At 58.9% G+C, this 26,348-nt stretch carries 27 protein-coding genes; 12 read left to right on the top strand and 15 right to left on the bottom strand.

Features of this window, described 5'->3' with window-relative positions; all coding sequences use genetic code 11:
- Positions 1–459: a D-tyrosyl-tRNA(Tyr) deacylase gene (gene dtd, locus K1X75_10660; protein ID MBX7058515.1), complete on the top strand. Its 459-nt coding sequence runs from the start codon at positions 1–3 to the stop codon at positions 457–459.
- 30 nt (positions 460–489) lie between these two features.
- Here dtd and K1X75_10655 read toward each other — a convergent pair whose 3' ends face one another.
- Together K1X75_10655 and queA are read right to left on the bottom strand one after the other, a co-directional pair.
- Positions 490–1,395 (bottom strand): hypothetical protein, encoded by a 906-nt coding sequence (locus K1X75_10655; protein MBX7058514.1) that lies wholly within the window; start codon positions 1,393–1,395, stop codon positions 490–492.
- A gap of 51 nt (positions 1,396–1,446) precedes the next feature.
- Positions 1,447–2,550 (bottom strand): tRNA preQ1(34) S-adenosylmethionine ribosyltransferase-isomerase QueA, encoded by a 1,104-nt coding sequence (queA, locus tag K1X75_10650; protein MBX7058513.1) that lies wholly within the window; start codon positions 2,548–2,550, stop codon positions 1,447–1,449.
- A gap of 38 nt (positions 2,551–2,588) precedes the next feature.
- Between queA and K1X75_10645 the strand changes: the two genes are divergently transcribed.
- Genes K1X75_10645 through K1X75_10625 form a run of 5 tightly spaced genes read left to right on the top strand, consistent with a single transcriptional unit; the run spans position 2,589 to position 8,783 of the window.
- Entirely contained in the window at positions 2,589–4,085 is a 1,497-nt protein-coding gene (locus K1X75_10645; GenBank protein MBX7058512.1) for a DUF2029 domain-containing protein, read from the top strand.
- A gap of 4 nt (positions 4,086–4,089) precedes the next feature.
- Positions 4,090–5,595 carry an MBOAT family protein gene (locus K1X75_10640; protein ID MBX7058511.1) on the top strand — a complete coding sequence of 502 codons (1,506 nt, stop codon included), beginning with the start codon at positions 4,090–4,092 and terminating at the stop codon, positions 5,593–5,595.
- Positions 5,573–6,856 (top strand): hypothetical protein, encoded by a 1,284-nt coding sequence (locus K1X75_10635; GenBank protein ID MBX7058510.1) that lies wholly within the window; start codon positions 5,573–5,575, stop codon positions 6,854–6,856. Before K1X75_10640 ends, K1X75_10635 begins: the two co-directional genes overlap by 23 nt.
- Complete coding sequence (locus K1X75_10630) at positions 6,853–8,034, top strand: DUF1574 domain-containing protein (GenBank protein ID MBX7058509.1); 1,182 nt, start codon at positions 6,853–6,855, stop codon at positions 8,032–8,034. Before K1X75_10635 ends, K1X75_10630 begins: the two co-directional genes overlap by 4 nt.
- Positions 8,031–8,783: a hypothetical protein gene (locus K1X75_10625; GenBank protein MBX7058508.1), complete on the top strand. Its 753-nt coding sequence runs from the start codon at positions 8,031–8,033 to the stop codon at positions 8,781–8,783. The genes K1X75_10630 and K1X75_10625 overlap by 4 nt, the downstream gene beginning before the upstream one ends.
- Before the next feature lie 44 nt (positions 8,784–8,827).
- Here the strand turns inward: K1X75_10625 and K1X75_10620 are convergent, their stop codons facing one another.
- From K1X75_10620 to K1X75_10585, 8 genes are all read right to left on the bottom strand, one after another.
- The gene (locus tag K1X75_10620; protein MBX7058507.1) at positions 8,828–9,283 is read right to left on the bottom strand and encodes a hypothetical protein; all 456 of its coding nucleotides are present in this window, start codon (positions 9,281–9,283) and stop codon (positions 8,828–8,830) included.
- 58 nt (positions 9,284–9,341) lie between these two features.
- Complete coding sequence (locus K1X75_10615) at positions 9,342–10,349, bottom strand: alpha/beta hydrolase (protein ID MBX7058506.1); 1,008 nt, start codon at positions 10,347–10,349, stop codon at positions 9,342–9,344.
- A 45-nt stretch (positions 10,350–10,394) separates the two neighbouring features.
- Positions 10,395–13,013 (bottom strand): TonB-dependent receptor, encoded by a 2,619-nt coding sequence (locus tag K1X75_10610; GenBank protein MBX7058505.1) that lies wholly within the window; start codon positions 13,011–13,013, stop codon positions 10,395–10,397.
- Positions 13,014–13,016: 3 nt separating this feature from the next.
- Positions 13,017–13,346, bottom strand: coding sequence for a hypothetical protein (locus tag K1X75_10605; protein ID MBX7058504.1), 330 nt, complete (start codon positions 13,344–13,346; stop codon positions 13,017–13,019).
- Positions 13,343–13,948 (bottom strand): hypothetical protein, encoded by a 606-nt coding sequence (locus K1X75_10600; GenBank protein MBX7058503.1) that lies wholly within the window; start codon positions 13,946–13,948, stop codon positions 13,343–13,345. The genes K1X75_10605 and K1X75_10600 overlap by 4 nt, the downstream gene beginning before the upstream one ends.
- Complete coding sequence (locus K1X75_10595) at positions 13,920–14,264, bottom strand: hypothetical protein (GenBank protein MBX7058502.1); 345 nt, start codon at positions 14,262–14,264, stop codon at positions 13,920–13,922. The genes K1X75_10600 and K1X75_10595 overlap by 29 nt, the downstream gene beginning before the upstream one ends.
- 112 nt (positions 14,265–14,376) lie before the next feature.
- On the bottom strand, positions 14,377–14,739 hold the full coding sequence (locus K1X75_10590) for a nucleotide pyrophosphohydrolase (protein MBX7058501.1): 363 nt from the start codon (positions 14,737–14,739) through the stop codon (positions 14,377–14,379).
- A complete protein-coding gene (locus K1X75_10585; protein MBX7058500.1) occupies positions 14,736–15,578 on the bottom strand; it encodes a hypothetical protein in 843 nt (280 codons plus the stop codon). The genes K1X75_10590 and K1X75_10585 overlap by 4 nt, the downstream gene beginning before the upstream one ends.
- Here K1X75_10585 and K1X75_10580 point away from each other — a divergent pair.
- Complete coding sequence (locus K1X75_10580) at positions 15,577–16,077, top strand: hypothetical protein (GenBank protein ID MBX7058499.1); 501 nt, start codon at positions 15,577–15,579, stop codon at positions 16,075–16,077. The genes K1X75_10585 and K1X75_10580 overlap by 2 nt on opposite strands.
- Entirely contained in the window at positions 16,070–17,356 is a 1,287-nt protein-coding gene (locus K1X75_10575) for a hypothetical protein (GenBank protein ID MBX7058498.1), read from the top strand. Before K1X75_10580 ends, K1X75_10575 begins: the two co-directional genes overlap by 8 nt.
- On the opposite strand, the gene K1X75_10570 is transcribed toward K1X75_10575, so the two are convergent.
- Together K1X75_10570 and K1X75_10565 are read right to left on the bottom strand one after the other, a co-directional pair.
- Complete coding sequence (locus tag K1X75_10570; protein MBX7058497.1) at positions 17,264–19,249, bottom strand: polysaccharide biosynthesis protein; 1,986 nt, start codon at positions 19,247–19,249, stop codon at positions 17,264–17,266. The two genes, K1X75_10575 and K1X75_10570, sit on opposite strands and share 93 nt — an antisense overlap.
- Positions 19,250–19,427: 178 nt before the next feature.
- Entirely contained in the window at positions 19,428–19,565 is a 138-nt protein-coding gene (locus tag K1X75_10565) for a hypothetical protein (protein ID MBX7058496.1), read from the bottom strand.
- 93 nt (positions 19,566–19,658) lie between these two features.
- Here K1X75_10565 and alr point away from each other — a divergent pair, with 93 nt between their 5' ends.
- Complete coding sequence (gene alr / locus K1X75_10560; GenBank protein ID MBX7058495.1) at positions 19,659–20,825, top strand: alanine racemase; 1,167 nt, start codon at positions 19,659–19,661, stop codon at positions 20,823–20,825.
- Between the two features lie 182 nt (positions 20,826–21,007).
- Complete coding sequence (locus K1X75_10555; GenBank protein MBX7058494.1) at positions 21,008–21,382, top strand: hypothetical protein; 375 nt, start codon at positions 21,008–21,010, stop codon at positions 21,380–21,382.
- On the opposite strand, the gene K1X75_10550 is transcribed toward K1X75_10555, so the two are convergent.
- Positions 21,379–22,728, bottom strand: a complete 1,350-nt coding sequence (locus K1X75_10550) for a 4Fe-4S binding protein (protein MBX7058493.1) — start codon at positions 22,726–22,728, stop codon at positions 21,379–21,381. The two genes, K1X75_10555 and K1X75_10550, sit on opposite strands and share 4 nt — an antisense overlap.
- Positions 22,729–22,771: 43 nt before the next feature.
- Positions 22,772–24,115 carry an NAD(P)/FAD-dependent oxidoreductase gene (locus K1X75_10545; GenBank protein ID MBX7058492.1) on the bottom strand — a complete coding sequence of 448 codons (1,344 nt, stop codon included), beginning with the start codon at positions 24,113–24,115 and terminating at the stop codon, positions 22,772–22,774.
- Positions 24,116–24,203: 88 nt separating this feature from the next.
- Between K1X75_10545 and K1X75_10540 the strand changes: the two genes are divergently transcribed.
- A complete protein-coding gene (locus tag K1X75_10540; protein ID MBX7058491.1) occupies positions 24,204–24,704 on the top strand; it encodes a DUF4279 domain-containing protein in 501 nt (166 codons plus the stop codon).
- 8 nt (positions 24,705–24,712) lie between these two features.
- On the opposite strand, the gene K1X75_10535 is transcribed toward K1X75_10540, so the two are convergent.
- A complete protein-coding gene (locus K1X75_10535; protein MBX7058490.1) occupies positions 24,713–25,243 on the bottom strand; it encodes a hypothetical protein in 531 nt (176 codons plus the stop codon).
- A 135-nt stretch (positions 25,244–25,378) separates the two neighbouring features.
- Here K1X75_10535 and K1X75_10530 point away from each other — a divergent pair, with 135 nt between their 5' ends.
- Positions 25,379–26,290: a glycosyltransferase gene (locus K1X75_10530; protein ID MBX7058489.1), complete on the top strand. Its 912-nt coding sequence runs from the start codon at positions 25,379–25,381 to the stop codon at positions 26,288–26,290.
- Positions 26,291–26,348 lie beyond the last annotated feature (58 nt).

Below are 26,348 nucleotides of genomic sequence, written 5' to 3'. Positions count from 1 at the left end.
ATGCGAATCCTGCTGCAGCGAGTGACGCGCGCCGAGGTGCGCGTCGAGCATGAAAGCGTGGGCGCCATTGGGCGCGGCCTGCTCTTGCTGGTCGGTTTTGGCCAGGATGATGTCGACGCCGATCGGGCTTTGCTGGAAAAAATGGCGCGCAAGAGTATTGGTTTGCGCATCTTTCCTGATGAAGCCGGCAAAATGAATCGTTCTCTGGCTGACACAGGCGGAGGCGCCTTGCTCGTTCCGCAGTTCACGCTCTATGCTGATGCACGCCAGGGCAAGCGGCCGGCGTTTACGGCTGCTTTATCGCCGCCGCTAGCGGAAGCGCTCTTTGAGTCCTTTGTGGCCAGCTGTCGGACTCTGGCCTCGGGCCGCGTGGCAACGGGCCGCTTTGGCGCAGAAATGCAGGTAGAGCTGGTCAACGACGGACCGGTGACGCTGTGGTTGGACAGCGATCTTCTGTAGCAAGCCTGGAGAGATCCGCCGCAATAGCGATCAGATATGGATGCCGTTTACCGCATCGGTAATGCGGCCATTGATCTTGCTCATGATGTAGTTGATGTAGTTGGTCAGATCTTTGCGGAATTTTGTGGCATAGCGCACCGGTCGGGCCATGTTCCGATCAAAAAGGACGCTTTCCAGCTCGCGCGCCGTCTCTTCCAGTTCGGTCAGGATGTGTTTGAGCTCCCGAAATCGGCGGTTGGCGTCAGTAAGCGCCTTGTGGTCCAGTGTGCGCGGACTGATATCCACGGGAAAATGCTCCAGGATCAGGTCGGCTTCTTCGCGAAAGTCAAAGACCAGCTCCGAAATTTCGTCGAGATATTCCGACTCGATCTCGGGCAAGTCCTCTGCGGGAGTCATCTCCTTGAAGCGATGGCGAAGCTTCTCAACCTGATCGGTCAACGAATTTCTAATGTGTTTCAGGCCAAAGTGCTCGCGATGCAGCCGGGTTAGAGAAATGAAGTCGCGTCCAATGTAGATCTTGTCGCGATAGTTGTGCGGCAATTCATCTGCGCCAATGGTGTAGAGCTTGACCTCAAAATCCTCGGGATGGTCCGGAACGTCCACAAAGCGCGTGATAATCAGATTATTATTTAGCGTAATATAGTAGGAATTGCTCTCTACCAGTGAAGAGTACAGAGAGAGTTGATATACAAGGTACTCCTTCATCCAGTGCAGGACATTGCCGTGGCGCTCTACCAGCGAGGTGAGCTGCGCTTCCTCTTCCGGCGTCGCGGCGCCGGTGGTCAGGTAGCGCATATCAGGGGTGATCAGAGCGCGGCAGCTGCTCAGAAAAAATTCCAGGTGCAGGTTGTTGAGAATATCCTGCTGAAAGGAATCCGCGCTGAAGCGCGGAATCTTCATCAGGGTCATGGCGCTGATGCGCTGTAGCGTCTCCATTGTCTTTGCTCCTGGCGCTGTGAGTGAGTCGCCCGGCGCGACGCAGGTCAACTACAAAAGGGGAGGGAGAATCAACATGGCATCGCCGTAGCTAAAGAAGCGATACTTTTCGGCTATGGCCTCCCTGTAGGCTTTCATCAATGTGTCGACGCCGACGGCGCAGGCGACCAGCATGAGCAAACTGCTGCCTGGCAAATGAAAGTTTGTAATCAGCGCATCGATGGACTGAATTGTATCGGGCGGCCGCAAGAACAGTCGAGTTTCAAAATCGCCGGGCGCCACGCCTTCCTGACGACGCCAGGATTCCACGGCGCGCAGGCTGGTTGTGCCTACGGCCACTTTTCTTCCGCGGCTGGAATTGTAGGCTTCGGCAAATTCTGCAGAAATCGTTACTCGTTCGGCGTGCAATTGGCCTTCTGTAAAGTGGGACTCGGTCAGCGGCGCAAAGGTTCCGTAGCCAATCTGCAACGCAACAGCTGCGGTGTGTATGCCGCGTTCCTTAAGTCGCGCCAGCAGTTCAGGGGTAAAGTGCAGTCCGGCTGTGGGCGCCGCGACGCTGCCCGGCGCTACGGCATAAACAGTCTGGTATCGGATGCGATCAGAGTCGTCGGCGCGGCGACGCAGGTAGGGCGGCAGCGGCGCCTCCCCGCAGTGCTGAAAAAAACTCTCGGCTGCCGCCAGGTCGGGCCAGGCCGCTTCTCCGCGGGTATCAAGCGGCAAGAGCAATGATTCAGCGGGATGTTCGCTTGCCGCTCCGAGGAAGCGAAAATACACAGGTTGCAGCGGATTTGCCAGCTCTAACAGCTCCTGGTCGGCAAGCTTGCGCCGTCCGCGCAGCAAGGTGCGCCACGCGCCATTGCCGTTGTTCTCCAGGAAAAGCGCTTCGATTGCTGCGCCGCTGCGCCGGCGCAGCGCCACACGGCGCGGCGAAACGCGGGCGCTGTTCAAGATCAGCAAGTCTTCAGGCGAGAGCAATTCCGGCAATTCATGGAAACGGCGGTGTTCGATGGTCGCACCGCAGCCATCGGCCTGCGGGCGCAGGACCATCAGACGGGAATGGTCGCGCCGCTCTGCCGGTCGACTTGCAATCAAGTTCTCAGGCAAATCGAAGTGCAATGCTCGCAGGCTTTCCCGCCAGTCGTCGCCATTTTTCATTTCATTTCTAGACCCTCTTTAGATTCTGGGTCCGGTCCATGCTGGCGGATAGTCCATTGTTGAAAAGCGCGTTGCAGGCTACCGTGCGAGCGGGACGGCGAATCCGAGAGCTGTATACAACGCGCAGCTGGCCGGCGGCGGCGTTGCTGGCCGCCTCGCTACTGGTTGTAGGCGCGGCTTCCGCTCGCGTCCTCGATCCAGGAGAGCCGGGGCCCTTTCAGGAGTCCTACAGCGATTTTGATGACTACCGTCGAGCTTCGATTCGGCTCTACGATGGCAAGGACCCCTACAATCTGGATCGGCTGGAGGCGCTGGGCGCTGCAATGCAGTCGCAGAGCGCCGGTCAGGCGATCAACCTCTTTGAAATCGTTCAGCTTCTGCGCGGCGTTGGCAGCTATCTCTATCCGCCGCTGACTGCGTTCTTGCTTGGTCCGCTTCGCAAATTGGATTACCACAATGCGGCGCTGCTTTTCCAGGCGTCGAGTTTGACCGCCCTGGTCGCCTTCCTCTGGCTATCGCTTCGCCTTCCGGAATTGGGCGAAGTTCGCCGGACGGAAGGTTTGCGCAATGCGGCGCTGGCCATGTTGCTCTGCGCCGGGCTGCTGGCTGAGAACGGAAGCAATGGCAACATTGGCGCATGGCTGATCTTGCTCAGCGGCGGCGGTTTGTTCCTTGCTTTTTCATCTTCAATGACGGCGGCGTTGATGGGCGGCTTTATGCTGGGCATCGCCGTAACCATCAAGATTACTCCGGTCTTTCTATTTGTCGTTCTGTTTGCGGGGCGGAGGCGGGCGGCAATCGCCGCCGGATTTGCCGGAATCGTCGCCGGCTTGCTGCTTCCGGCAATGGTCGTGGGCTGGGAAGAAAATCTGAAGTTGCTCCGGCTCTGGCGCGCCTACATTCTCAAGTCGTTCAATCAATTTGTATTTATCCGCTCCTGGGCTAACAATCAGAGCGTGCCAGGCGCAATTGGCAAATTGTTTGTCCCATACTCGGATACTCTGCAGGCAAAGTATGGCTTGCCCCTGATGGCATTTGGGCGCTCGCCGGGCGCCGTTGAGATGGAATTGCTGCGTAACGTTGCGCGCTTCTGTACGTTGACGCTCTATGCGCTGCCATTTCTTGCTGGATTGGCGCTGGCCTGGCGACTCTGGCTGCGAGCGCTTCTGGCAGAGCGACGCTGGCGCACAGCGGCGCTGACCGGCGATTGGCAAGACCTGCTTGCGCCGCAGATGATCCGCCTGTCGCTTCTGGCTACGCTCAGCGCCGTAGCTGGCGCAGGAGTCAGCTGGCGTCATGCCTATTGCGCGCTTCTGCCAGCTGCGCTGTGGCGCATCTACAGCTGGCGCAAGGCGGGCGACCGCTTGCCGCGAGTGGATCGGGCATGGCTGGGCTTTATCGGGCTTTTCAGTCTGGGCTACCCCTTGTTGCCTGGCGCGCTTCGCGACGCATTCGCGATCTATTCAATTTTTCTCTGGTTGGCCGTGGCGCTGTGCTTCTGGCTGACAATCGGGCTCTTGCGAAGGGAATCCTGAAGCGATGGTATTCAATTCATTCATCTACCTCGTCTTTCTGGCGATCGTTCTCGCTATCTACTGGTCGCTGCAACGAGTTCGACAGGGCTATCGATGGCAAAACCGATTCCTTTTACTGGCGTCCTATTTTTTCTATGGATGGTGGGACTGGCTTTTCCTTTCGCTGATTTTGCTTTCAACTGGCATTGACTATGCTACAGCGCGCTGGATCGAAACGGCGCAAAGCGAGGCTCGCCGTCGCATATTGATTTCCATTTCGGTTATCTCCAATCTGTCGATCCTTGGAATCTTTAAGTATTTTAACTTCTTTGCCGACAGTCTGGTCCAGGCGGCGCGAGTCTTTGACGCCGGCGCCTTTTCCGATGCACATTCGGCAACTTTACTCAGCGTGGTCCTGCCGGTTGGCATCAGCTTCTATACCTTTCAGACCATGGCCTATACGATCGATGTTTTTCGCCGGCGTATTCCGGCCGAACGCGATTTTCTGGACTTTGCACTTTTCGTAACCTTTTTCCCGCAGCTTGTGGCCGGACCCATTGAACGCGCCGAGGATCTTTTGCCGCAGCTCAAGCGCCCGCGCAGCATCGCCTGGCAGGATATCGAGGCTGGCGCCTGGTTCCTGTTGCTTGGCTTTTTCCTGAAGACCTACATTGCCGATTCGCTTTCGCCGCTGGTGGATCGCGTATTCTTGCCTGGACGCGGCATCTATTTGGCCGACCCGACCTACGCGGCAGGATTCAACGGGGCGCAGGTTCTCGTGGCCTGCGTCGCCTTCATGTTTCAAATCTATGGCGATTTTGCCGGATACAGCATCATCGCTCTCGGCTCGGCGCGATTGTTGGGCGTTCGATTGACCATGAATTTCGAAACGCCACAATACTCTTTGAACCCGGCGGAGTTGTGGCGTCGCTGGCATGCAACTCTGAATCGCTGGATCAGCGACTATGTCTATGTTCCGCTCGGCGGCAGCCGTCACGGAAACTGGAAGAAGTGGCGCAATCTGTTCCTGGCTTTCTTCTTATCCGGACTCTGGCATGGGGCCAGCTGGAGCTTTGTCCTGTGGGGGGCCTATCTGGGGCTGTGGACGGTGCTCTACGACGCATTTCGTGAGCGCCTGCCGCGATTGCCCGCCGGAGCGCCGGCCTTCTTGCGCGGCGGCAGCGTAGTCATGCGCATGGCAGGCGTTACTCTGCTTTTCAGTTTATCGGCAGTCTTTTTCCGCGCCTACGATTTCGGACATACCATCGCGCTTTTCCGCTCGCTGCTAACAACGAACTGGGATTGGACGCATGCGATCAACAATGTGAAGCCCGCGGGCGTGTATGCGCTAGAGGTACTGCAAAAAGTCGGCCTGCTCCTGGTGCTGGACGCAATGTGGCGTCGTAGCGGCGATCCGCTGTGGATTTTCCAGCGAAATCCGTGGTTCCGCGGCGCTGCATATTGCTCGCTTTATTCGCTGATTGTAATTTACGGAGTCTTTGGGAAAGATGTCATTTACTTCGCTTTTTAAGAAGCCGGTTCCGTTGGTCTGTGCGGCAATCTTTCTGGCCGTTGAGATTCTGGCTCGGGTCGCCCCGCTTGAAATGTACAGCGGCGCTGCGATCTATCTGACCGTGCATCGCCGTCAGCTGCTCGATGCCGAGCAGCCTGAATTCGACTACCTTATCTTTGGCGAATCGAAGAGCTTGAGCATTCGCGGTCATCGTGCGACGGCGCAAGAAAACTGGAGCGTGTACAATTTTAGCATGCCGGCCATGGGTTCGCGCTACTTCTCCTTCCTGCTGGAAAAATATCTGGCGCACCGCAAACGCAAACCGGCGGCGCTAATCTTTGCCGGCGATCCGGGCGTGTTTCAGCAAAGCTGGAATACGCCGTTGCACGATCCGGGACGGATCTACAGCGATTCGCGCGAAGATCCGCTGTGGAGATATCTCTACTATCGAGTCGTCCGTCGCATCCCATACGGATTCTCGGCGGTGCGCGGACCGCAGATGCCTCAGGAGGCGGCCTGGGATAGCTATTCGCACCGCTTCCTGCATCTCTTTTCGCCAGCGGAATTGGCCGGGCAGTATACTGGCGCCGAACGCATCTTTGTTTTGCGCGAAGCTGCGCCGCTACAATACTATACCTTCCGCTATCGCGACGCCCTCCGCGGCTATGTTTCCAATCCGCGTCCGGCGCTGCCTGCGCCGCGTCCAGTCTATTGCCAGAGTTGCAGCGAGTCGTTGCGAAATGAGTGCCGAAGTCGTTTGCCAAATTTCCAGGACAACGCACTGATTCGCGCCCAGCTGGCCCGCGACTATGGCGCCATCAATCTGGGCGAACGCATCGAGGCGGCAAACCTGCTGCAGTACAATCTGGTACGTGAAAAGCTGGTGACGGCGACGCGGCAGATGTTTGACGGGGCCGCCGTTGATCTGGGTCCGCTGCAGGCCATCCTGGATGTAGCTCGTCGGCACGGAGTGCGCGTTGCAATGGCTGCCGCGCCGACTGTCGATCAGTATGGCAACGCGCGCTATTACGTGGAATACCGCCGCCAGCTGGCGCAGTTGTTAGCCGGTCGGGAGGACGCCCGGCAGTTTGATTTCGCCAGGCCTTACTTGACGGCCGACAGCTTTGTCGATCAAATCCACTACAATTGCGAGGCGGCTCGATCTGTGAATGAGGACTTTTACAGGAATGTGATGCCCCGGATCCTGGCCTTTGCGCCGCCGGCATCCGGCGAAGCAGCCATGCGCAATCTGGATGAAAGAGCAGGGGGCGGGTTGTGAACCGAATCCGGGAGTTGTGGAAGATTCGCTACGTCTACTTTCCTCTGGCGCTGCTGGCGATATACTTCGGGATCGATAAGCTTTGTTCCACGGATATCTATAAGCTCTATTCACAAGGCGATGCCACCTTTCTTTTCTACGACTACAAACCAGAGTTGCTGGATCAGATGGCCGATGTGGCCAGGCGGATTCAGCAGGGAGAAGCGCTGGTGGCGCAGGGCGCCGATGCTGGCGGCGACATCGATCCCGGCGAAGCTGGATTCCCGCCAGGCGTGCGTCCGCGTATCTTCCAGGTTCTGGGCACATCGCGGATGCTTTATTTCGACTATGAAAGGTTCGATCGCAACTATCCCGAGTGGGAGATGTTCAATTTCAGCGCTCCAGTAACGGCGCCAGCCTACTACCTTTATATTCTGGAGCGAACCCTCGAGCGCGGCATTCGGCCTGACTATGTACTCATCGAAACCGATCCCTTCCAGTTTAACGAGTCCAGCGACGCCTTTGCCCGCTCCAATCTCGGCTATACCTTTGATTTGCGTTTCATGCTACGGCATTTTTCGCAGTTCAGCCGAGATCAGTTTTCCTACTGGCTTTCGCGCAATCTATTCGCAGCATACAAGTATCCGCCTCACTATGGAAATATCAGCAGTCGCCTGGGGGATCCGCAGGCGCCCTTCCTCACTCTGAGCAAATTGCTGGACAAATACCAGCGCGAGCACCGCGGCGGGGCCAGGAATGTGATACCCATCGAGCAATGGTATGAGCGCGACTTTACGCGCCTGGAGCACTCTGCGGACCGTTCGCTCAACTGGCTGTATGCGCGTTACCGCATCTCCGACGCACAGTTCCAATTTCTGGAGCAGCTGCTGCAACTGGCAGAGGACAATAAGATCCGGGTTGTGATGGTGCGGCCCCCTGTATCGCGTCCGCTCAGTTCGCTGCTTCAGGAGAGCGATGCTTTGCGCCAACCGCTGGCGGAGTACCAACGGCGAATGGATCAACTTTCCCGGCAGTACAATGCAAAGTACATCGACCTTGGCGCGCGCGACGATTATTATTGCAATACCTTCGTCGACGGGTCGCATATGTCGATTGATTGCTACGCTCCAATGTTGAGCCTGGTGATGAATGAATACTGGCGCGGCGAGACCGCGCAATCAAGCAGGAGCGAGCGGTGATACAACATGGATTTCGCGACAGAATGAGAGCGCTGATCTGGGCGACTCTGGTTGGGTTGGGGGGCTGCGCTTCTTTGCCTGACGCCGAAGAGGGCGCCGCGGCAGAAGCTTTGACCGACCGCATGCTGGCCGCTATCGGCTACCAGAACTGGACAGAACGCACGGCAGCGCTGAGCTTTACCTTTGACGGAGCTTCTCGTCAGTCTTACATCTGGGATCTTCGCCGGCGTCTGGTCCAGGCAAGTTGGGACGAGATCGTCGTTCGCTACAGCCTGAATGATTTTCGAGCGGAAATTGAGGAAAAGGGCGCGCCCGTTTCCGATCCCGCAATGCGCGCCGAGTTGCTGGCCGAGGCCAATAAAAAGTTTGTCAATGACTCCTTCTGGTTCAACCCGCTGCTGCATGTTCGCGCCCCGGGCGCCCATCGCGGTCTGGTCGCCTCTGCCCAGGGACCTGCGCTACGCGTGCAATATTCCAGCGGCGGCGTTACGCCTGGCGATGCGTATCTCTTCCGAACCGATGAAAGCGGGCGTGCCGTAGAAATGCAGCTATGGGTTTCTGTTCTGCCGATCAAAGGAGTGCGCGCCACACTTGGCGGCTACCAGACTGGAGAAACAGGCGTTTCCTTTCCCACGGAGAACAGTCTGTCGATTCTGTCCATTCGCATGCTCGATGTACATATGTATGCCAGCTATCCGCCGGCGGGCCAGGCGGATCCATTTGCCGCGCTGGCAGCATCGGGCCGCTGAAGACGAACGACAGTAACGCAGCGGGATGCCCGGGCCCGGGCCGCTCAGTTGGCCTGAATCAGTGCATCCTGCCAGCGCGGTCGATAGCAAATGCCGCGCTCTTCATTGCAGATCTGAGTCTGAACGCGAACGCTGCGACCGGACGCGGTTGCTGCATTGTCCGCTGCAAATACAAACTCGCTGCGGCCGCGCAGAACTCGCGCCTGCACGGTTTCATCACGTTCGCCCTCGGGCGAGCTGAGCGGCTTTGGTTGCAGTCCGCTGGCGCTCCAGTCGAAAGAAACTGGAATCAGGGCGTTGCCATCGCCGGCGTCCAGATAGGCGTGGTAGCGCGGCGGCACGGTGATTGTTACCGCCAGCTGATTTGTTCCGCGAAGATGTGCGCTGATGCGCGCCTCCGGCGCTGCAGGCGAGGAGCTCGAATCGGGAGAACAAGACGGGAATAACGCCGCCGCCAGCAGGGAAGAAAGGAAAACGATTGAAAGCGCTTTTCGGTTCATGACAGTTCAAACAATCAAGGTCCGGACGCGTCCGTCATCCAGACTTTTTTTGCCGCCCTTACAGCCGCGCATACTCTCTGCGCCGCGCATCGATAAAGTCCACGGCGCGCAGCTCAGACCAGTAGCAGCCATCGCTGGCTATTCGAGCAAAGCCAACGTGACCGCCATGCATGGGCGTCTCCAGAAAAAAATGTTTGGATGCTCTCGCCTCCTCCTCCGGGTAACAACCGGGGCCCAGAAAGGGATCGTTGCGAGCGTTTACAAGCAAGGTCGGCCGCCGAATCCTGGCCAGCAGCGGTCGCGAGCTGGCCTGACGATAGTAATCCTCGGCATCGCGAAATCCATGAAAGGGCGCAGTGAAACGACTGTCAAACTCCGGGAAGGTCCGGATCCGCTTGAAGTCTTGCAGGTCGATCAGCCCGGGGAAACGCTCCGCTTTTTCAGCCAGCTTGGTCTCGAGTTCCTTGAGAAATTGCCGCATATAGACGCGATTGGCCGGCGCAGCCAGGGCCTCGCTGGATGACTTGAGATCGCAGGGTGCAGAGAAAGCTACGGCCCCGCTCAACTGACGGGGCAAATCGCGGCCGCGTTCGGCCATATATTTCAAGGTTAGATTGCCGCCCAGGCTGAAGCCGACCAGCGCCGTTTCCCGCCAGCCGCCGCGCGGCGCCAGATCGCGCATACCGTGCGCCAGAACCAGATCGAGATCCTCGGTGGCGCCGCTGTGGTACATCCTCAGCAGTCGGTTGGGAACTCCGCTGCAGCTGCGGTAGTTCCAGGCCAACACGCTCCAGCCCCTTTGCCAGAAGGCGCCGGCCATCCCCTGGATGTAGCCATTGGCGCTGGAACCTTCCAGGCCGTGCGACAGCGTTACCAGGCGCCGGGCCTCTGGATCCTCGGCAATCAGATAGTCAAAGTCGACAAAGTCGCCATCGGGCAGTTCCAGCCGTTCACGGCGGAAAGGGAGCGGCGAAGTCCGCCGAAACATCGATGGGTAGATGGTTGCAGCATGGCCATTTTGCAGCCACCAGGGAGAGATGTAACTGCTGCGCTCAATGAGGGGCATGAGGATTTGGAGGACGCCGGCCCGCAGCCGACGCCAGGGCAAGCATCAAAACTTGACTTCCACCCCGATATTAAAAAATGGAATCAAGATGCGCCGATCGCCGGAGTCTTGCTGTAGGAGCAAGAAATCGTAGGTCGGCTCTGGATTGGACGCTGAGTAGGGCCGGCGGCGATCCCATGCCTTGCCGATTACGTTCTTGCGTACGTAAACATTGAGCATCTCAAAGAAGACGTTGCCATAGCCCCATCCGTAGTTGAAGAAGCGGTCCACGCGAAAGTCCAGTCGCTGGTATTCAGGCAAACGTTCGCTATTGCGATAGCGCGAGTAGACCGGCTCATAGATTGTGCGCCCACGATTCTGGGTGAGCCCGCCGTCGTCGCCGATGATCAGCGTATACGGTTCGCCGGATGAATAGCGCCACTTGAAGCCAAGCTGCCATTCGGCGCTGAACTTGTAGCCGAAGATCACGTTTACTATGTGAGTACGGTCAAAATCGGCGAGATGCTCTTCGGCGTTGTCGTAGACCTGCGAAAGCAGATAGATCTGGTCGGCGCTGAAGTTGCCATCCAGCAACTCGGGCCGCAGCTGATGATCGTTTCGGAAGGATCGCGAATAGGTGTATGAAATCCAGCCGTACCAGCCGACCTCATCCTCTTCCTTGTTACGCTTGATGTAGAGCTCGACGCCCTCGCTCCAGCCGCGGCCGTCGTTACTGAAGCCCAGCGGATCGTTGAACAAAATCGGCCGATCGTAGCGCGTATAGGGATCTTGATTTTGACGGGCCAGCGTTCGAATGTAGGGATCGACCACGACCAGGTCGCGAAAGTAGTGACGAAAGCCCTCTATTTTGAAGAGGTAGCGATCCCATTCCTGCTGTATGCCGCCGCTGTAATGCTCGGCTCTTTCCAGATGAAGATTGGGATTGCCGCTGGTCGGCGAATACTCATTGGGCTCCGGCGCCCGATGGTAGACGCCTCCGCCCGCAATGAGCAGCGTTCGGGTTGGGAAGCGATAGGAAATTGTGCCGCGCGGATCACTGACAGTTTGCCCGCTGAGCCCAAAGCTATCGGCGCGCACGCCAGGTTTGAACTCGAAGCCATAGCCAGCCAGCGAAAGCTGAGCCCAGCCGCTATTCAGTTCGGTCTTCTGCGAATCGCGAACGGTAACGACCTCGAAGTCGGGATTCGTTGTCCGGAAAAAACTGACGGAGCCGTCGTCGACGGTTCGCTGCCGGACGGTAATGCCATTGTTGCGATAAAAGAAGGAACGGATTTCACCGCCGGCTTCCAGGCCAAGGTGATCGGGAATTGGATCCCAGAATAGCTCCTCGCGCAATCCGACGTAGCCCTGTTGCACTTCCTGGTCGGCCCGGAGAATGCCCAGCTGTCCCTGGATAAAATAGCTGCTGTTGGTGTAGAGGGCCGTAATTCGATTCTGCAGGCGCGCGCCTGGCTGCCAGACATGACGCAGCGCTTCGGTATGGTAGGCGCGTTCAAAAGCGACATTGGCGCCGATGAATATGGGGTCGATTTCCTTGGTTGGATCGAGCTGCGGTCCATTGTCTTTGGAATCGAGCGAATAGGTGTCGCGCGCCCCCAGGGCATAAAAGTAAAGCGAATGCTCCGGCGAAAAGCGCACCATGCTTTTGAATTGCCCGTCCCAGTAAATCGGGAGGTTGACTCCGTTGGGGACCAGGCTGCTGAAGGTCAGATGCAGGTAGGAGATGCGGCCGGCGCCAATCCAGTAGCCGCTGACGCCGCTGTCCGATTCTGGCGCGGCTTCCGTCGTTCGCTGGTCCTCGCTGCCGGCAGCAGCGGTTTGCGCCGCCGGCCCTGTCTGTGCGGCGGCTGCGTCGCTTGGGCCAAAATCAAAGGGCGCCTGAAAGAGCGCATTGGCCGCCCAGAGCGAGAAAGAGCTATGGCCGCCAAAACGTCGCGGGCCGTCGACGGTGTGCATGGATATGACGCCGCCTGTAGCATTGCCAAAGGCCGCCGGATAAGATCCATTGTAGATATCGATGCTTTTCAGAAAGTCATTGTGCAGCACCGAGTTGACCGGGAAGAAATGGAAGGCATAGCCAATGGGAAGCTCGTCGACCAGATAGGTATTGGAACCTTCGTCGGCGCCGCGCAAAGAAATTTCGCCATTGCCGTAGGGCGCCGCGCTGACGCCGGGCAGCGATTCAATGCCGCGCAGCGCTTCGCCAAATTGGCCGGGAATGCGTCGTACTTCATCCAGGCGAACCTGATAGCGCGAGAGTTGTGTGCGATCGCGACTGCCGTGGATTACGATTTCCTGCTGCGAATCTGCCGTCTGACGTCCGGCGGCCGGCGGTTGCGAGCTGTAGACGCTGAGCAATTGATTTGCACTGCGGATTTCCAATGAGGCCTGTAGCAGTTTGCCGTCAGGTAAAATGACGCGTACCGTGTAGCGACCCGGAGCAGGAACGCTGATGGTTGCCTCGCCGCGATTGTCAGTAAAATAGCGCTGTCTGGTCTCCAGAATGATGGCCTGGGCATCGGCTACGGGCTGCTGGTTGCTCGGGTCAATCACACGCAAACGCGCTTCCAGCGCCAGTAGAGCGCCCGGCGCCAATAAGACCAGAGCGGCTGTCAATCTGCGCAGGGCGGCGTGCAGTGAACTAAGATGGGCCTGTTTCTGCATTGGCTATTCCGCTTTGTAGAACGGCAGGTCGCAGGCCTCGCACTCCGCCGTATAGATTTCCAAACAGGGGATTGGGTAGTCCTGAAAGGGACAGGCCGCTTGCAGTATCAACAGGGAGCAGAGTCGCACGCCATATTCGGATGGTCGCGCTGGCAACAGCAACGGATAGCCAGGCTGCGCGCCGCAACGATTGGCGGTGTGCGCAATGGAGACGCCAATTTCGCTGTAGGCGTCATTGAGATCCATATAGGGGCTTTCGATACGACAATGGCCGAAGACCCAGGCGGCGGCGACGGCGCACGACAGGGCGGTTGAAATTTGAAAGACTCTCATCGCGTCCGACCGGCCGGCCGTCCCTGATTTTGATTGCGCGTTCGCCGTTCCAGCTCCTTGATTTCCGCGGCATCCAGGAACTTGATTACATCGCCCTTGATTCGCAGAACGCTCACGCGGCCGAGCAGCGAGTAGTAGTGCGTCTCATGCCACATGCGAATGTTGATCATGCTATCGCCTTCTACGCTCTGGACCGCAGTGGCGATGGCATAGTGCGGGTCCAGCGGATCGGTTGCCGGCCAGAGGTTGAAAAGAAAAAAGACCGAGGTCTCGCCGTAGAGCGAGCAGTCGCCATGATATTCGCGGGGATCTTCGTAGCGCACAGCGGGCGCAAGTCCGCGCAATTCATCTTCGGCCAACGATTCTCTGCGCTGCAGCTCGGCCTGGTCAACGCAGACGATCTTGTAGGGCGCCCCGCGCGTTAGGGTGGCGACCGGTGCGATGGATAGGCGATCCACCGGGCCGCCCCGGTCGATGATGCCGCCAGGCAAACAGGCGCTGGCAGTGAATGCCGCGCTCCATGCCAGGATGAATGCCGCAAGGCCAGCGCCGGCTGTGCGTCGGGCTTTGAGTTCAGCGCCCATCTGTAAATTTGATGACATCGGCCTTCAGATGGAAGCGGTGGCGTGTTAAGAAAAGTAGGAATACGGAACGGTCGGTCCAGTAGCGCAGATTGAGCAGCGCATCGCCCGATTTTTCCGTCAAGAGCTGACGCATCGCCTCATCCACGGGAGGTTCGTGCAGCGGCAGAGAGATTATGCCGGTATCAAAGGACCACCAGCTGACTGTGCTTTGCGCCTCGCCAAGATTTTCAAAACGACGGCCCTCGACCGGAACGTTGGAAACGGCGATGCCTCCAGAGGCAGTCACACAGCAAGCAAGAGCCGCGGCAGCGGCGCTCAGTACGCTGCGCTGCAATAGCCTGCGGCCGAAAGATGGGTAGCGTGCCATAAACTGCTCCTCGCGCCGCGGCGGCAGGCGCGCCGAACCAGCGCGACAGCGCGCGCCCGCCTGGTCGAGTGAAATTCAGTTAGTCGATAGACTGATCGCCGGCTGACTGCGGAGGCGAATGATGTCGATCTCGATCGCGTAGATTGTACCGGTCAATGGTCGCGAGCAGCGCCTGTCCCAGATCGATGGATTGCTGGTTTGCCAGACAGATCAGCGTGAACAAAACATCGCCCATCTCGTTGCGAAGATCTTCCGCGCTGATGCGATCCTCAGGCTTGGGCCTCAGCGGTCCGCAACGCCGCAGCAAGATATGCGCCAGCTCGCCCGCCTCTTCCGTAAGTCGGGCAAGGTTTGCCAGTTCAGAAAAATAACCCTGCGGAAAACTACGGATGAAATGGTCAACGCGTTGCTGCGCTTCGGCAACAGTAAGCGCGGCGCTCATCGCCGCGCGCCTCGTCGCGCCACACTCTTTTTAGGCTTTGGACGGCGCGGCGCCCGTTGTCGGTCACTTTTTCCCGAGACCGCTGGCGTCCTGTCTTTGCCGCCGCTCGGCGCTGCACTCTGGCGAGCCATCTGCCCGGCGCCGCCTGGATCCGGATACCGTTCCGACAGAAATTCTTTGATCACCTCGATGTTCTCTGCACCCAGCGCGAGATTATAGTGACCTACCTGGTCTACGATCAGATCGCGACCCTGGCCGAAGAGTGCAAGATTGAAGGGCACAATCCATTGATCCTGCCACGCACAGAAGGGATCAAAACTTGCAAAGAGCAGGGCGTTCATACGGTGCAGCAGCAGGAAGTCGCTTCCGGCCGCTACATCGCGCAAGGCCGGAACAAAGGGCAGGGCCAGAAAGAGCCGCGAACCATGAAAGGGGGCGGCCAGCGTGATCAGTCGCTGGATGCGCTGCCGCCCGGCATCAGGCAGACTCAACGCGGCCAGCGCTCCGGCGCCGTGACCCAGCAAGATGCCTCCGGTTACGCCCTTCTGGGCCAGCCAATCGCTGATTTCGCGAGATTGCGCCCCGATTCCGCGAAGGATGCTGGCGCAGCAGTAGACGTGAACGGTGAAGCCCAGGCGATGGAGTGCGCCGGCAAGTCGCCAGTAGATCAGCGGCGAGGCGCCGAGATCGCCCAGCAGGATCAGGCTTTCCTTGCGCCGTCCCTGCCAGCTGCGTTGTCGAAAGAAAATGGCAATCGGCCATTGTAAGAGGAATAGCAGACAAAACAGGATTTCTTTTATCCAGCCCAGATACAAGCGGGGTTTCGGAATTGCCGACATGATCCACTTCCGCGAGCCTCGACGCCAGAGAGGGTCTGGACTGCGCCTCGAAAATCAAGGTCCGGCGGGGAGCATGGGAGATCAATTCATATTGAAGATTGAAGGCGCCCTGGATGCAGATGGCGCCCGACAGATCGCGCGCGAACTGCGCAGCCTTACTGCGGCAGGGGCCGGCGAGATCATGTTAGACTGCTCTCATTTGAGCTATGCGCTGCCCGAAGGCGTTATGGAGCTTGCGCGTCTTTGTTCTGACCTTGATTCGGAAAGCGATCTGCGCGTGAGCGCCGTCGAAATCAGCTCTGCCACGCTGCCGGTATTCTCGATGTTTGGTCCGCCGCCATCCAATCGTAGCGTACTGCTGCGGCAGGTCATTGCATTTGTCTGCCCCGCCTGTCAGGCGACTTTGCGCGCTCCACAATCAGGCGACTATGCCTGTCCTTCCTGCCAGCGGCAGGTCAGACTCCATGACGATTTGCGCGCCGAATTGATTCATGACTGATCCGTCCGGCGCATGGTTGCGTCGAGTTCTCTGGATACTTGCTTTGTTGTCGCTGGCCTCGCTGCCGATGATCGCCCGTGCACTGCGCTACGGCGATGCCAGCGCCTGGATCGGGTTTGGTTGTGCGCCGCCGGCCGCGTGCTTTGCCAGAGCCAATTATACAATGCTGCCGCCCGAAGCGCTGGTCTATGCCTCCGGAGGCTATGATGGTCAGTTCTATTTTTATCTGGCCAGCGAACTCTCTGGAGCAGGCTCGGCGCAGCTGGACTCCGATGCATTCCGTCGATCGCGTATTTTGATGCCGTTGTTACTGGCGCCGCTACGACGCCTGGCTGGCGCCGAAGCCCTGGTTTTTGGCTTCCCCGCGCTCACGCTTCTTGCGGCGTTTCTTGCAATGCTGCTGGTGCTAAGCAGCGATCGATCGCATAGCGCGGTCTTGAAAATCGCGGCCATCGCTCTGAATCCCATTGCACTGCTATCGCTATCGCTATCGTTGGCCGACTGGTTGGCTCTTTCCTGCGTCGCCGCCACATTGCATCTACTCTTACAATTGCGCACTCAGCTCAACGACAATGCACAGCCGCCGATGCCGCATCCAGGATATACTTTGTTGATCGCCGGCCTGGCCGGGGCCAGCGCCGTACTGGCAAAGGAAACTGCTCTTTGCGGCGCGCTGGCAATGGCGCCGCTATTGTGGTTCTCCCTGCGGCGGGCAGCCTTGCAACGCTGGCAATGGCTTTCAACTGCCGTGGCGCTTCTGCCGCTGGCGGTTCTGCTCCTCTGGTGGCGCTACTCTGGATTCAGTCTGGCTCTGGCCGCCACACATGGCGCAGCGCCCTTTTCCGCCTGGCGCGACTACTGGAGCGCCCCGGATGCGCTTTTTTCAGGACGCAGTCTCTGTGTTCTGATGCTGCCGCTGCTAACAGTCTGGTCGGCGTGGACCGCTTTGCGTCTGTGTACTGTGATCTGGCGCCGGCGCTCGTTGGTTCTGAGCGACGAACAGTGGCGCGACCTTGCTGCATTGTTATGCACGCTGCAGGCTGTCTTTCTCTTGAGCCGGGCCAGCGCCGAATATTATCTGGAGTTTGCCAATCTGGCGCGGTTGTTCTTGCCCGGCGCGGCCGCACTGGCCTGCGTGCGTTTCGCGTCCTGGCGCGCCTTTCGCCCGCAGAGTGCGCTGGTTCTGCTATGGACGATCTTCGCGGCGCTGTCCTTCCTTTGGTTCTGTCGCAGCGCTCTCTTCGGCGTCCAACCTGCTGCTTTCCTGCTTGAGCCGTAGGTCAAGCTCAGCCTGCGCTCCCAGACTGTAGACCGGCTTGTATTCCGGCACGATGTCGGCGATGCGCGCATCGATCAGCATGCGGTCGCCGCGAGCAGCAGCGCGCGCCAGCTCGTCAATCAGACGCCGCAGTTCAGCGAGGCTGAACATGCGCGACATCGCAATGTGGATCTTTCTGTGATGCGTGGGTTGGACGCCCTCGCCATCAAGCAGCAATTCCTCAAAGAGTTTCTCGCCTGGTCGCAGTCCAACGTAGCGGATCTCTATATCTTTATGCGGCACAAGTCCGGCAAATCGAATCATATCTTCGGCAAGGTCCTTGATACGTACCGGTTCGCCCATATCAAGAATGAAGATCTCTCCGCCTTTGCCCATGGCGCCGGCCTGAATAACAAGTCCGGCGGCCTCAGGAATGGTCATGAAGTAGCGAATGATATCCGGATGCGTGACCGTTACCGGACCGCCCTCGGCGATTTGTCGAGAAAAGAGCGGAATAACCGAACCGCTGGAACCCAGCACATTGCCAAAGCGCACTGTGATATAGCAGGTATCCGTAGTGCGCGCAAGGTTCTGAATGTAGAGTTCGGCGATGCGTTTGCTGGCGCCCATGATATTGACTGGATTTACCGCCTTGTCGGTGGAGATCATCACGAAGCGATCGACGCCGGCATCGCGAGCGGCCTCGGCCAAACGCACGGTGCCAATCACGTTGTTGTAAATGGCCTCGGCGGAATTCAGTTCCATCATTGGCACGTGCTTGTAGGCGGCGCAATGGAAAACGACCTGGATTTCAAACTCACGAAAGATACGATCCAGGGCCCGGGGGTCGCGAATATCAGCGATGATCGAAACGATGCGCGGCATTCTTGCGCCCTTTTCCGGGGGCTGCACGTTGCGTAGCTCATAGTCGATTTCGTAGAGCGCCGTTTCAGCCTGCTCAGCCAGAACCATCGCTGCCGGCTGACACTGCAGCAAGCGACGGCATACCTCGCTGCCAATCGAACCGCCGGCGCCGGTGATCAAGATGGTCTTGCCTGAAAGGGCCGTATGGATCTCGCTATTGTCGAGATCGACCACATCGCGACCCAGCAAATCCTCCACCGTCAATTCGCGAAGCGCACCGCCAATGCGCGGCCGGTTCAGCATATCGCGCAGCGGCGGCAGCGTCTTGGTTGAAACGCCGGCCTCTTCACAGTCGCGGTGTATAGCGCGAACCCTCGCCGCCGGTAATTTTTCCGTGAGCAAAACGGCTTCAATGTTCAGCTGGCGGATCAAACGGGGCAGATCATCCGGACGACCAAGTACTGGCAGTCCCTGCAGCAGTCCTCCGCTCTTGGCCCGATCGTCATCCACCAGGCCCACGGGGTTGTACTCGCTATCGGGTTCATTGCGCAGTTCGCGCATCAAGCGTACTGCGGCCAGTCCGGCGCCTACCAGCAATGTGCGCCGGGCGTTGCGCGGCATCGGCGTAAGCAGCAAATCGCGTACGATGCGCCAGCTGAAGCTGCGAAAGCTGATCAACAAGAATAGCAATACGCCATCCAGTACCAGAGCGCTGCGTGAGACGCCTTCCAGTCGATTGTAGAGAAAGAGCGCACAGATTCCGACCAGCGTGCCAATGGAAACGCCTTTCAGGATTTGCACCAGATCGTGGATTGAGGCGTAGCTCCAGAGGCTGCGATAGAGCCCGACAAAGACGAGGGCCAAAAGCTGGCATCCCACAAGGACCGCCAGCGTCCGCAGCACCTCACTGTAGCCGGGGAAAGCCTCCCATTGCTCGGGCAGGATCTGATCAAAGCGCAAGGAGTTGGCGGCGAAGTAGGCCAGGATCGTAAGGGCGGCATCGACCGGCAGAATCAAAAATCGCCGGTGCTTGGTAATCCAGTCTAACATGCCTCGCCTCAAGTTCGCGCGGTCTTCGCCTGGGGGGCGTCTGCTTCCCGCTGCGCCTTATCAATAGATACGACGAGCAATTCGCGAAGCCTGAGCGAAATCCGCCGTTTAGACGCTCAGATTCTTACAACAGTCGAGAACCTCAGTCCTGGCGGGAAAAGCGATCAGCGCCGTAAAATTAGCCTTCGGCTTGTTCCAGGTCTTTGTAGCCGACGCCGCGACGGTGGGCTTGCTTGGCTCGGCTGCGCAGGCTGCGCGCATGCCGCTTACTGGCTACGCGATTGCGCACTTTCTTGGAGGTACGGACTTTCTTCATAAATAGGGACCGCCGCTTCATTGGCCGGAGGTTCCAGAAGCGGGAACGGGCAGGGTCTGGAAGCCGATTCGCATTGCAACAAAAAACGCCTGGATGGCTCTGGTCCCTGGCATGCAGGCAAGCCGCATCGAGATCAGTCGCAGCGCGATGCTGGCTAATGTGGACGCCCTGCAGTCCCTGGCGCCGGAGAGCATATTCCTGGCGGTCATTAAATCCAACGCCTACGGCCATGGCCTCGAAGAAGCGGCTGGAATTTTGCGAGGACGGGTCCGCGCCTTTGGCGTTAATTCGTTTGGCGAATTCCTGCGATTACGCCAGGTGGATGCGCATACGCCCTGTCTGATCATGGGCCTGGCCGGGCTCGAATTTGAAGAGCTTGCCGCCTGGCTCAGTCAGAATTCCGCGCTGACCTTGCCGGAGATCGTCGTTTCCAGTCCGGAGGCCCTGCAGCAGGCCCTGGTCTGGCCAATTACGCCGCCGCTTCATTTGAAGCTGGATACTGGCCTCTCCCGTCTGGGCGCCGACCGCAGCGGCTGGCAAGCATGCCTGCAAATGCTGGCAGCACAACCGGCGGCGCCCTGGGTCGGAGTCATGACCCACTTTGCCGACGTGGAAGACGTTAGCGATCAGCGCACGGCGCGGCGACAGTTGCAGCGCTTTGAGGAAGAGCGCGCTGCCGTCGCCGAAGCTGCAGGCCAGCGACGCCTGCTGTGGCATGCCGCCGCCTCAGCAGCCCTGGTCATCCTTCCCGAATCGCGATTGGATCTGGTGCGCGCCGGGATCTCTCTCTACGGTCTCTGGGCCAGTCCACAGACCCGACTCTCCGCCCTTTCTATTTACGGCCGATTGCCGGAACTGCGCCCGGCGCTGCGCTGGTTGGCGCGCATTGCCATGATCAAAACCGTAGCGGCCGGGGAAAGCGTTGGCTATGGTTGCACGGTACAGCTGGAAAGCGAGACGCGTCTGGCAGTGATTCCCGTGGGCTACTATGAGGGCTACGAACGCGCTCTGTCCAACCGCGGCGCCTATGTTCTGATCCGCGGCCGTCGGGCGCGGCTGGTTGGGCGTGTTATGATGAACATGCTGATCGTCGATATACAGCACATACCGGAGGCGCGCCCCGGCGATGAAGCAGTGTTGATTGGCCGTCAAGGCGAGGAAGAGCTGAGCGCCGATCACTTGGCCGCGCTGACCGGAACCATCAATTACGAAGTGACAACGCGATTGAATGCAACGTTGCCCAGAATCGTAACGGAGTAAGCTCGATGTCCACAAGTTTCAGGATTGCTTTTCCCGCCTGTCGGCCTCGGCGCTGGAATGGGGCTTTGGGGCGCGCGCCGGCGCTGCTTGTTCTTCTGCTGTTGGGCGCTTCTTGCGCGGCGGGCGCTTCCGCCCCTGGCGAAGCCATAACAGCCTCGGCGCCGGTCGCCAGTGTCGGAGCCGTGTGCACCCTGGAGCAGGTTGGACAAACCTTTCTATGTGATCTGGAGTTCGCAGCGGCTGGCGACTGTCAGGCGGCGGTGAGCGATTCGGTGCGGCGCGAGTTTCTACAGCGCATGACCTCGATTTCGCTGCAGCTGCTCTATCTGGATGGCGAACGCGGCGCTACGCCTCCCTTTCGTTACAATCAGATCGATCAGGTTCTGTCGGACATCACTGTGCAGTCCTGCAGCTCCAGCGGCGCTGGCAGCTGCCGCTGTCGCCTGGCTTATCAGGATAGCGAATTGTTGCAGATCTTCTATGATTCCGCCGGCTGTCGACGTTCTTCGCGCTTCATGCGTCACCCGCTCTATTTCGAGGGCGAGGGCTGTCGCTAGCGCAGCTCAACCATCGGCGGCGTTGCAAGTCGGCCAGCCATGGCCGCGTTTTCCAGGCGCAGCACGCCGCGCGGACACACCGCGGCGCAAACTCCGCAACCGACACAAGAAGAGCGAACAATGTTCTGACCGCGCTGCGCATACCAGCGCACATCAATGCCCATTTCGCAGTAGGTTGAACAATTACCGCAGCTAATGCACTGACCGCCGTTGGTCGTTATGCGAAAGCGAGAGAGGAAGCGCTGAAAAAAACCCAGGATGGCGGCCATCGGACAGCCAAAGCGACACCAGACGCGACTGCCCAGCAGCGGGTAAAAGCCCACGCCAATGACGCCGGCAAAAATCTTCCCGATGTAAAAGCCATAAGCATTGGCAAGCACCCCTGAGAATTGTCCCAGCAGTTTGCCGCCGCTTACGGAATTGATCCACAGTGCGGCCGTGCTTATAACAATTGCCGCCAGGATGCTGTGGATCAGCCAGCGCTCCAGACGCCAGGCGGAAAGCGATTTGCTGGAGAGCTGTCGAAAGGGATCGCCCATCGTTTCGGCCAGGCCGCCGCAGCCGCAGACCCACGAGCAGTACCAGCGTTTGCCAAAACGCATGGTCAAAAGCGGCGTGGCCACGAAGCTCATCATCGCGCCAAAACCCAGAAACCAGAGCGCCGGCGATTGGGCGCCCTGCGATAGCGCCGGCAGCCAGTGGTCGGGCGCCAGATACTCGGCCTTCAGCGGCCAGAAGTAGCTGAAAAAGTGCTCCGGCTGCTGGAAGCGAATCAACAGATAAGGAATCATGTAGCCAAAGCCCAGCTGGAAGGCGCCTACGGATATGGTGCGCAGGATCTGATAGCGATTGTGGCGGTACTTCAGGAGCATGCGCGCCGCAAAAACCAGTACTGCAAAAGTATAGAGCGTCGAGTAGAAGAACCATTCATCGGCTGGCGCGGCGCGCAGCGCCTGCGATAGGGGTGAAAACCAGAGGTAAACATGCGCCGCCATCCAATCGTGCAGCGTTTTCGAAGGGCCAAGGGGCAGCTGTCGTCCAAAGTAAATGATCGTATACAATCCGGTGAGCGCCAGCGCACAAAGCCAGGCGACGGCGCCGCGGGCGCTGATTGCGGAGCGAACGATATTGTCATTGTCAATGCCCGCTTCGCGTTGCAGCGAGCGGCGCGCAAAATGAATCAGCGCGCCGGCGGCCAGCAGGTCCAGGCAGAGACTCAACCACAGGGCCGGCGGCGAGAGCGATCCGGGCCAGAACAGACTGGACAGAGGCAAGGCGATGCCCAGCAAGCCGCCGCAAATTAGCAACAGCGGCGCCAGCCAGGCGGGCAGTCGGCCGGGGTGCATCCAGTTGTTCTCTGCAATTGTAGTCATGATTGCCTCCAATTGGTCAGTGCGTTGCACTCAGTGCGCCCAGGGATTGCATGAAGGAGCCATGAAAATCGGCGCTGAATTCCGGATCGAAGGCCGCCTCGCGTAATTGCTCGGCGACCCTTCGCCACGGCCTTTGCGCCGCAATCCAATCGCTGCAGGTCTGCTGTCGAAAGCGCAGCCCCATGAAGTTGTAGCCGCTGATAGCGCCGCTTTCGTCCCAGTAGAGCCGAATCAAGCGTCGACGTCTGGCATCCACCCAGACATGGCTCCGGCCGGGCGCGGGCTCTGCCGGCGCCTGGCCGTAGGTCTGGTATTCGAGATGAAAGAACTTGGCGCTGTTAAACCAGATACCGCGTTCATAGGGAGCGGCAAGCTCTGGGAGTTGCTGGAAGGAGGCCTTGCGCTTCAGCATCCAGCCAATGGAGTTGGCGGCGGCCTCGCCCTGCATCCGACCGGTGTACCACAATTGTTCAACGCGTCCCGCTGTGGCGCGATCTTCGCTGAGCTCGGCACAATCCCCGGCGGCAAAGATTCCTGGCAAGTTGGTGCGCAGCCAGCGATCCACAACGATGCCGCGACGCAGCTGCAAGCCCGGAATCTGACGCGCGAGGTCGAGGTTGGGACTGACGCCGGCGGTCAGACCGACCATCTGGCAGGGCAGCCGCTCCCCGGCTGTGGTACGTACTGCAGCGGCGCGTCCGCTAGCATCGCCTTCGATGCTGGCCAGCTCTGTTTCCAGTCGCAGCACAATGCCGTGACGCAGGAGCTCGCCCTCCACCAGCTGCGATTCCTCGGGCGGCAGGATGTTGCCCCAGTAGCCCTTTTCGCGCACCAGCATTGTAACCTGCACGCCGCGGCTGTGCAGCATTTCAGCCAGTTCGACGCCAATCAGGCCCCCGCCTACCAGGACCGCCTGCTGCAGGCGTCCATCGCTGTACTTCTCGATTTCCTGCAGGTCGCTCAGCGAATAGAGCCCGAGGACGCCCTGCAGGTCCTGACCCGGCCAGCCGAAGCGGTTGTAGCGCGCCCCGGTGGCCAGCAGCAGGAAATCGTAGTCCAGCGCAGCGCCGGAAGCCAGCTGCGCCCGGCCGGCAGCTGGATCGATGGCAGTCGCCCGGTCCTGAATCAGCTGCAGGCGGTTCTTTGCCCAGAACTGGCGATCGTAGGGTTCGGTGTCGATCTGGCGCATGTGCCCCATGTAAATATACATCAGCGCCGTGCGCGAAAAGAAGTGAGAGCATTCGTCTGCTACAATGCGGATCGCCGTCTCTGGCGCCAGCTGTCGGACGCGGCGCGCGGCTGAAATTCCGGTTACGCCGTTGCCGATAATCAGAAGACCCCTGTCGCTGGACGCGCTCATGCTCCCTCCGGCGTGCGCAAGGCTGGCCGCGAGCCAGTAGATTGAGGGCGACAGCAGGGCATAGACTTTTGGAGTACGTGCGGCCTGGATGGTTACAGAGACGCTGCTTGAAGAATTGCTGGCCGGCGCTCCGCTGATCGAGCAAAATTCCAATCCATCGCCGCCGGCCGAGGCCTCGACCTCCGAGGCGGCGGCCGATAGCGGTCCGGCTTTTACGGGCTGGTGTATCTTTACGATCACTGCCGAGGACCTCAATCCTGATCATATCAATCTGTTGCTCAATATGGATGCCGATCGGGCGGTGCAGGGACTGCCCGGGCGGCCCGGACTCTGGCAATTGAACTCGTCGCTCACTGCCCAGGCTCGTCTGGATGAGCACCTCGACCAATTGCTGCGGCGTTTGTTGCCGGTGCGCAATCAGCTAAGGCGCATAGCTCATGACGCTCGCCTGGAATTCTTTTGCGCCATTGAGAAGCGAACTTCGGCGATGATCGAATTTCATCTTCCGCCGCAACTCTTGCTACTCATCGGCTACGTCGGCGCTCATGTGGTCTGCGAGATTTCCGACGTTGCGAAAACGACATCCTGATTTGCCGATCAGCTGCGGACGGAGCACGCTTGAAGATTGGCGACCATGCCTTCCACCAGCTGGCAGAGTCGCTGATAGTCCGCGGCTACGCTGGCGATGGTTCGACCGGTGCGACTGGAATCGCGCGACTCGTGCAGCACGCCCTCGATGCCCAGATAGACGCTGCCGCGGTCGGGACAGCGATCGATGGGCGCCAGCGCGCAAAGCTCGCATTTCTCTGACTGATGACTGACCTGTCCGCGCTCTCTGATGACCCGCGCCACGCTATCCAGACAGAGTGCGCAGGTGCGAAAGCCAATCAGGCCTTCCAGCTGATGGTAGTAGACATCGGGAAAGGACATCGATTCCAGGTAGCGCAGAAATTCGCGGATGCGCGTCCACTTATCGACGCTGATGTCAACGGCGCTCTGGCCGGCGGCCAGTCGCGTCTCCGCTTCCTCGGGGCGCATCAGCTTCTCGCTGATTTCCGGAGGAACATAGAAACGCCGTTCGGAAAAACCAGGCCCGTCGTCGTGGAAGTAGCGGAGGAAGGAGTCCATGGCCGCAATGGATTGAATGAAGCAAGGATTCAGGGCGCCGGTCAAGCCCGAATGCCTGCGGCCGATGACCCTATTTCTGGTTGTGCCTGCCAGGGCCCGATTCAGCTTTCCGCCAAATCCCTGCCGGAGTCCGCCATGGGCCAGCGACCAGCCATCAGCATTATCATTCCTGCACTCAATGAAGAAATCGATCTGCCCGTGCTCCTGGAATCGTTGAAAAAGCAGAGCTTTCAGGATTTCGAGACGATTGTTGCTGACGCCGGATCTAAGGATCAAACAGTCAAGATAGCAAAAAAGTACGGCGCAAAAGTCGTCCCCGGCGGCATGCCGGGGCCAGGACGCAATCGCGGCGCCGAGGCGGCAACGGGCGATTTTCTTTTCTTTTTCGATGCCGACGTTGAATTGCCGCCCGACTTCCTGGAGAGCGCATTCAAAGAGATGAACGATCGCTTTCTGGACCTGGCAACCTGCGAGTTTCTGCCCAAATCAGATCTCAAGCTCGACGAAGTAATGTTTCGCTTTGCCAATCTTTCGGTAAAGATGAATCAGGATCTCAATCCGCGCGCCGCAGGATTCTGCATTTTTGTATCCGCGCGGCTTTTCCGCCGCGTGGGCGGCTTTGACGAATCGCTGAAACTGGCCGAGGATCATGACCTGGTGCAGCGCGCGTCAAAGTTTCGTCCGTTGCGCGTGCTCAAGAACGCGAAGCTCAGGGTCAGCGTCCGCCGTCTGGAGAAAGAAGGGCGCTTTTCACTGATCCAGAAGTACATGCAGGTTGAGCTGCATCTTCTCTTCAAGGGCAATGTACGCGAAGAGATCGTAAAATACGAATTTGGAAACTTCGCCGACAAAGAAAAAGGCGGGCGGTTGCTGGAGGATCTGGAATCAAAAATCATCCAGATGGAGCAGGTCTACAATCAGTTTTCCAAAGACATGAACGATCAGGCGCAGCGCGCCAGTTCCACCGATCTGCTTGAACGCTGGCGTAGCGGCTTTGATTCAGTAATGAAGGCTCTTGGCGCACTGGCAACGCCGGCCAAAAAATAAAGAACGGCCGATCAAAAAAAATCGCTGCCGCGAAACCAGAGGCGCCGGGCGCCGGAGC

This window comes from Leptospirales bacterium (assembly GCA_019694655.1).
GTDB lineage: Bacteria > Spirochaetota > Leptospiria > Leptospirales > Leptonemataceae > SSF53.
This window is presented reverse-complemented; position numbering and strand designations above follow the sequence as displayed.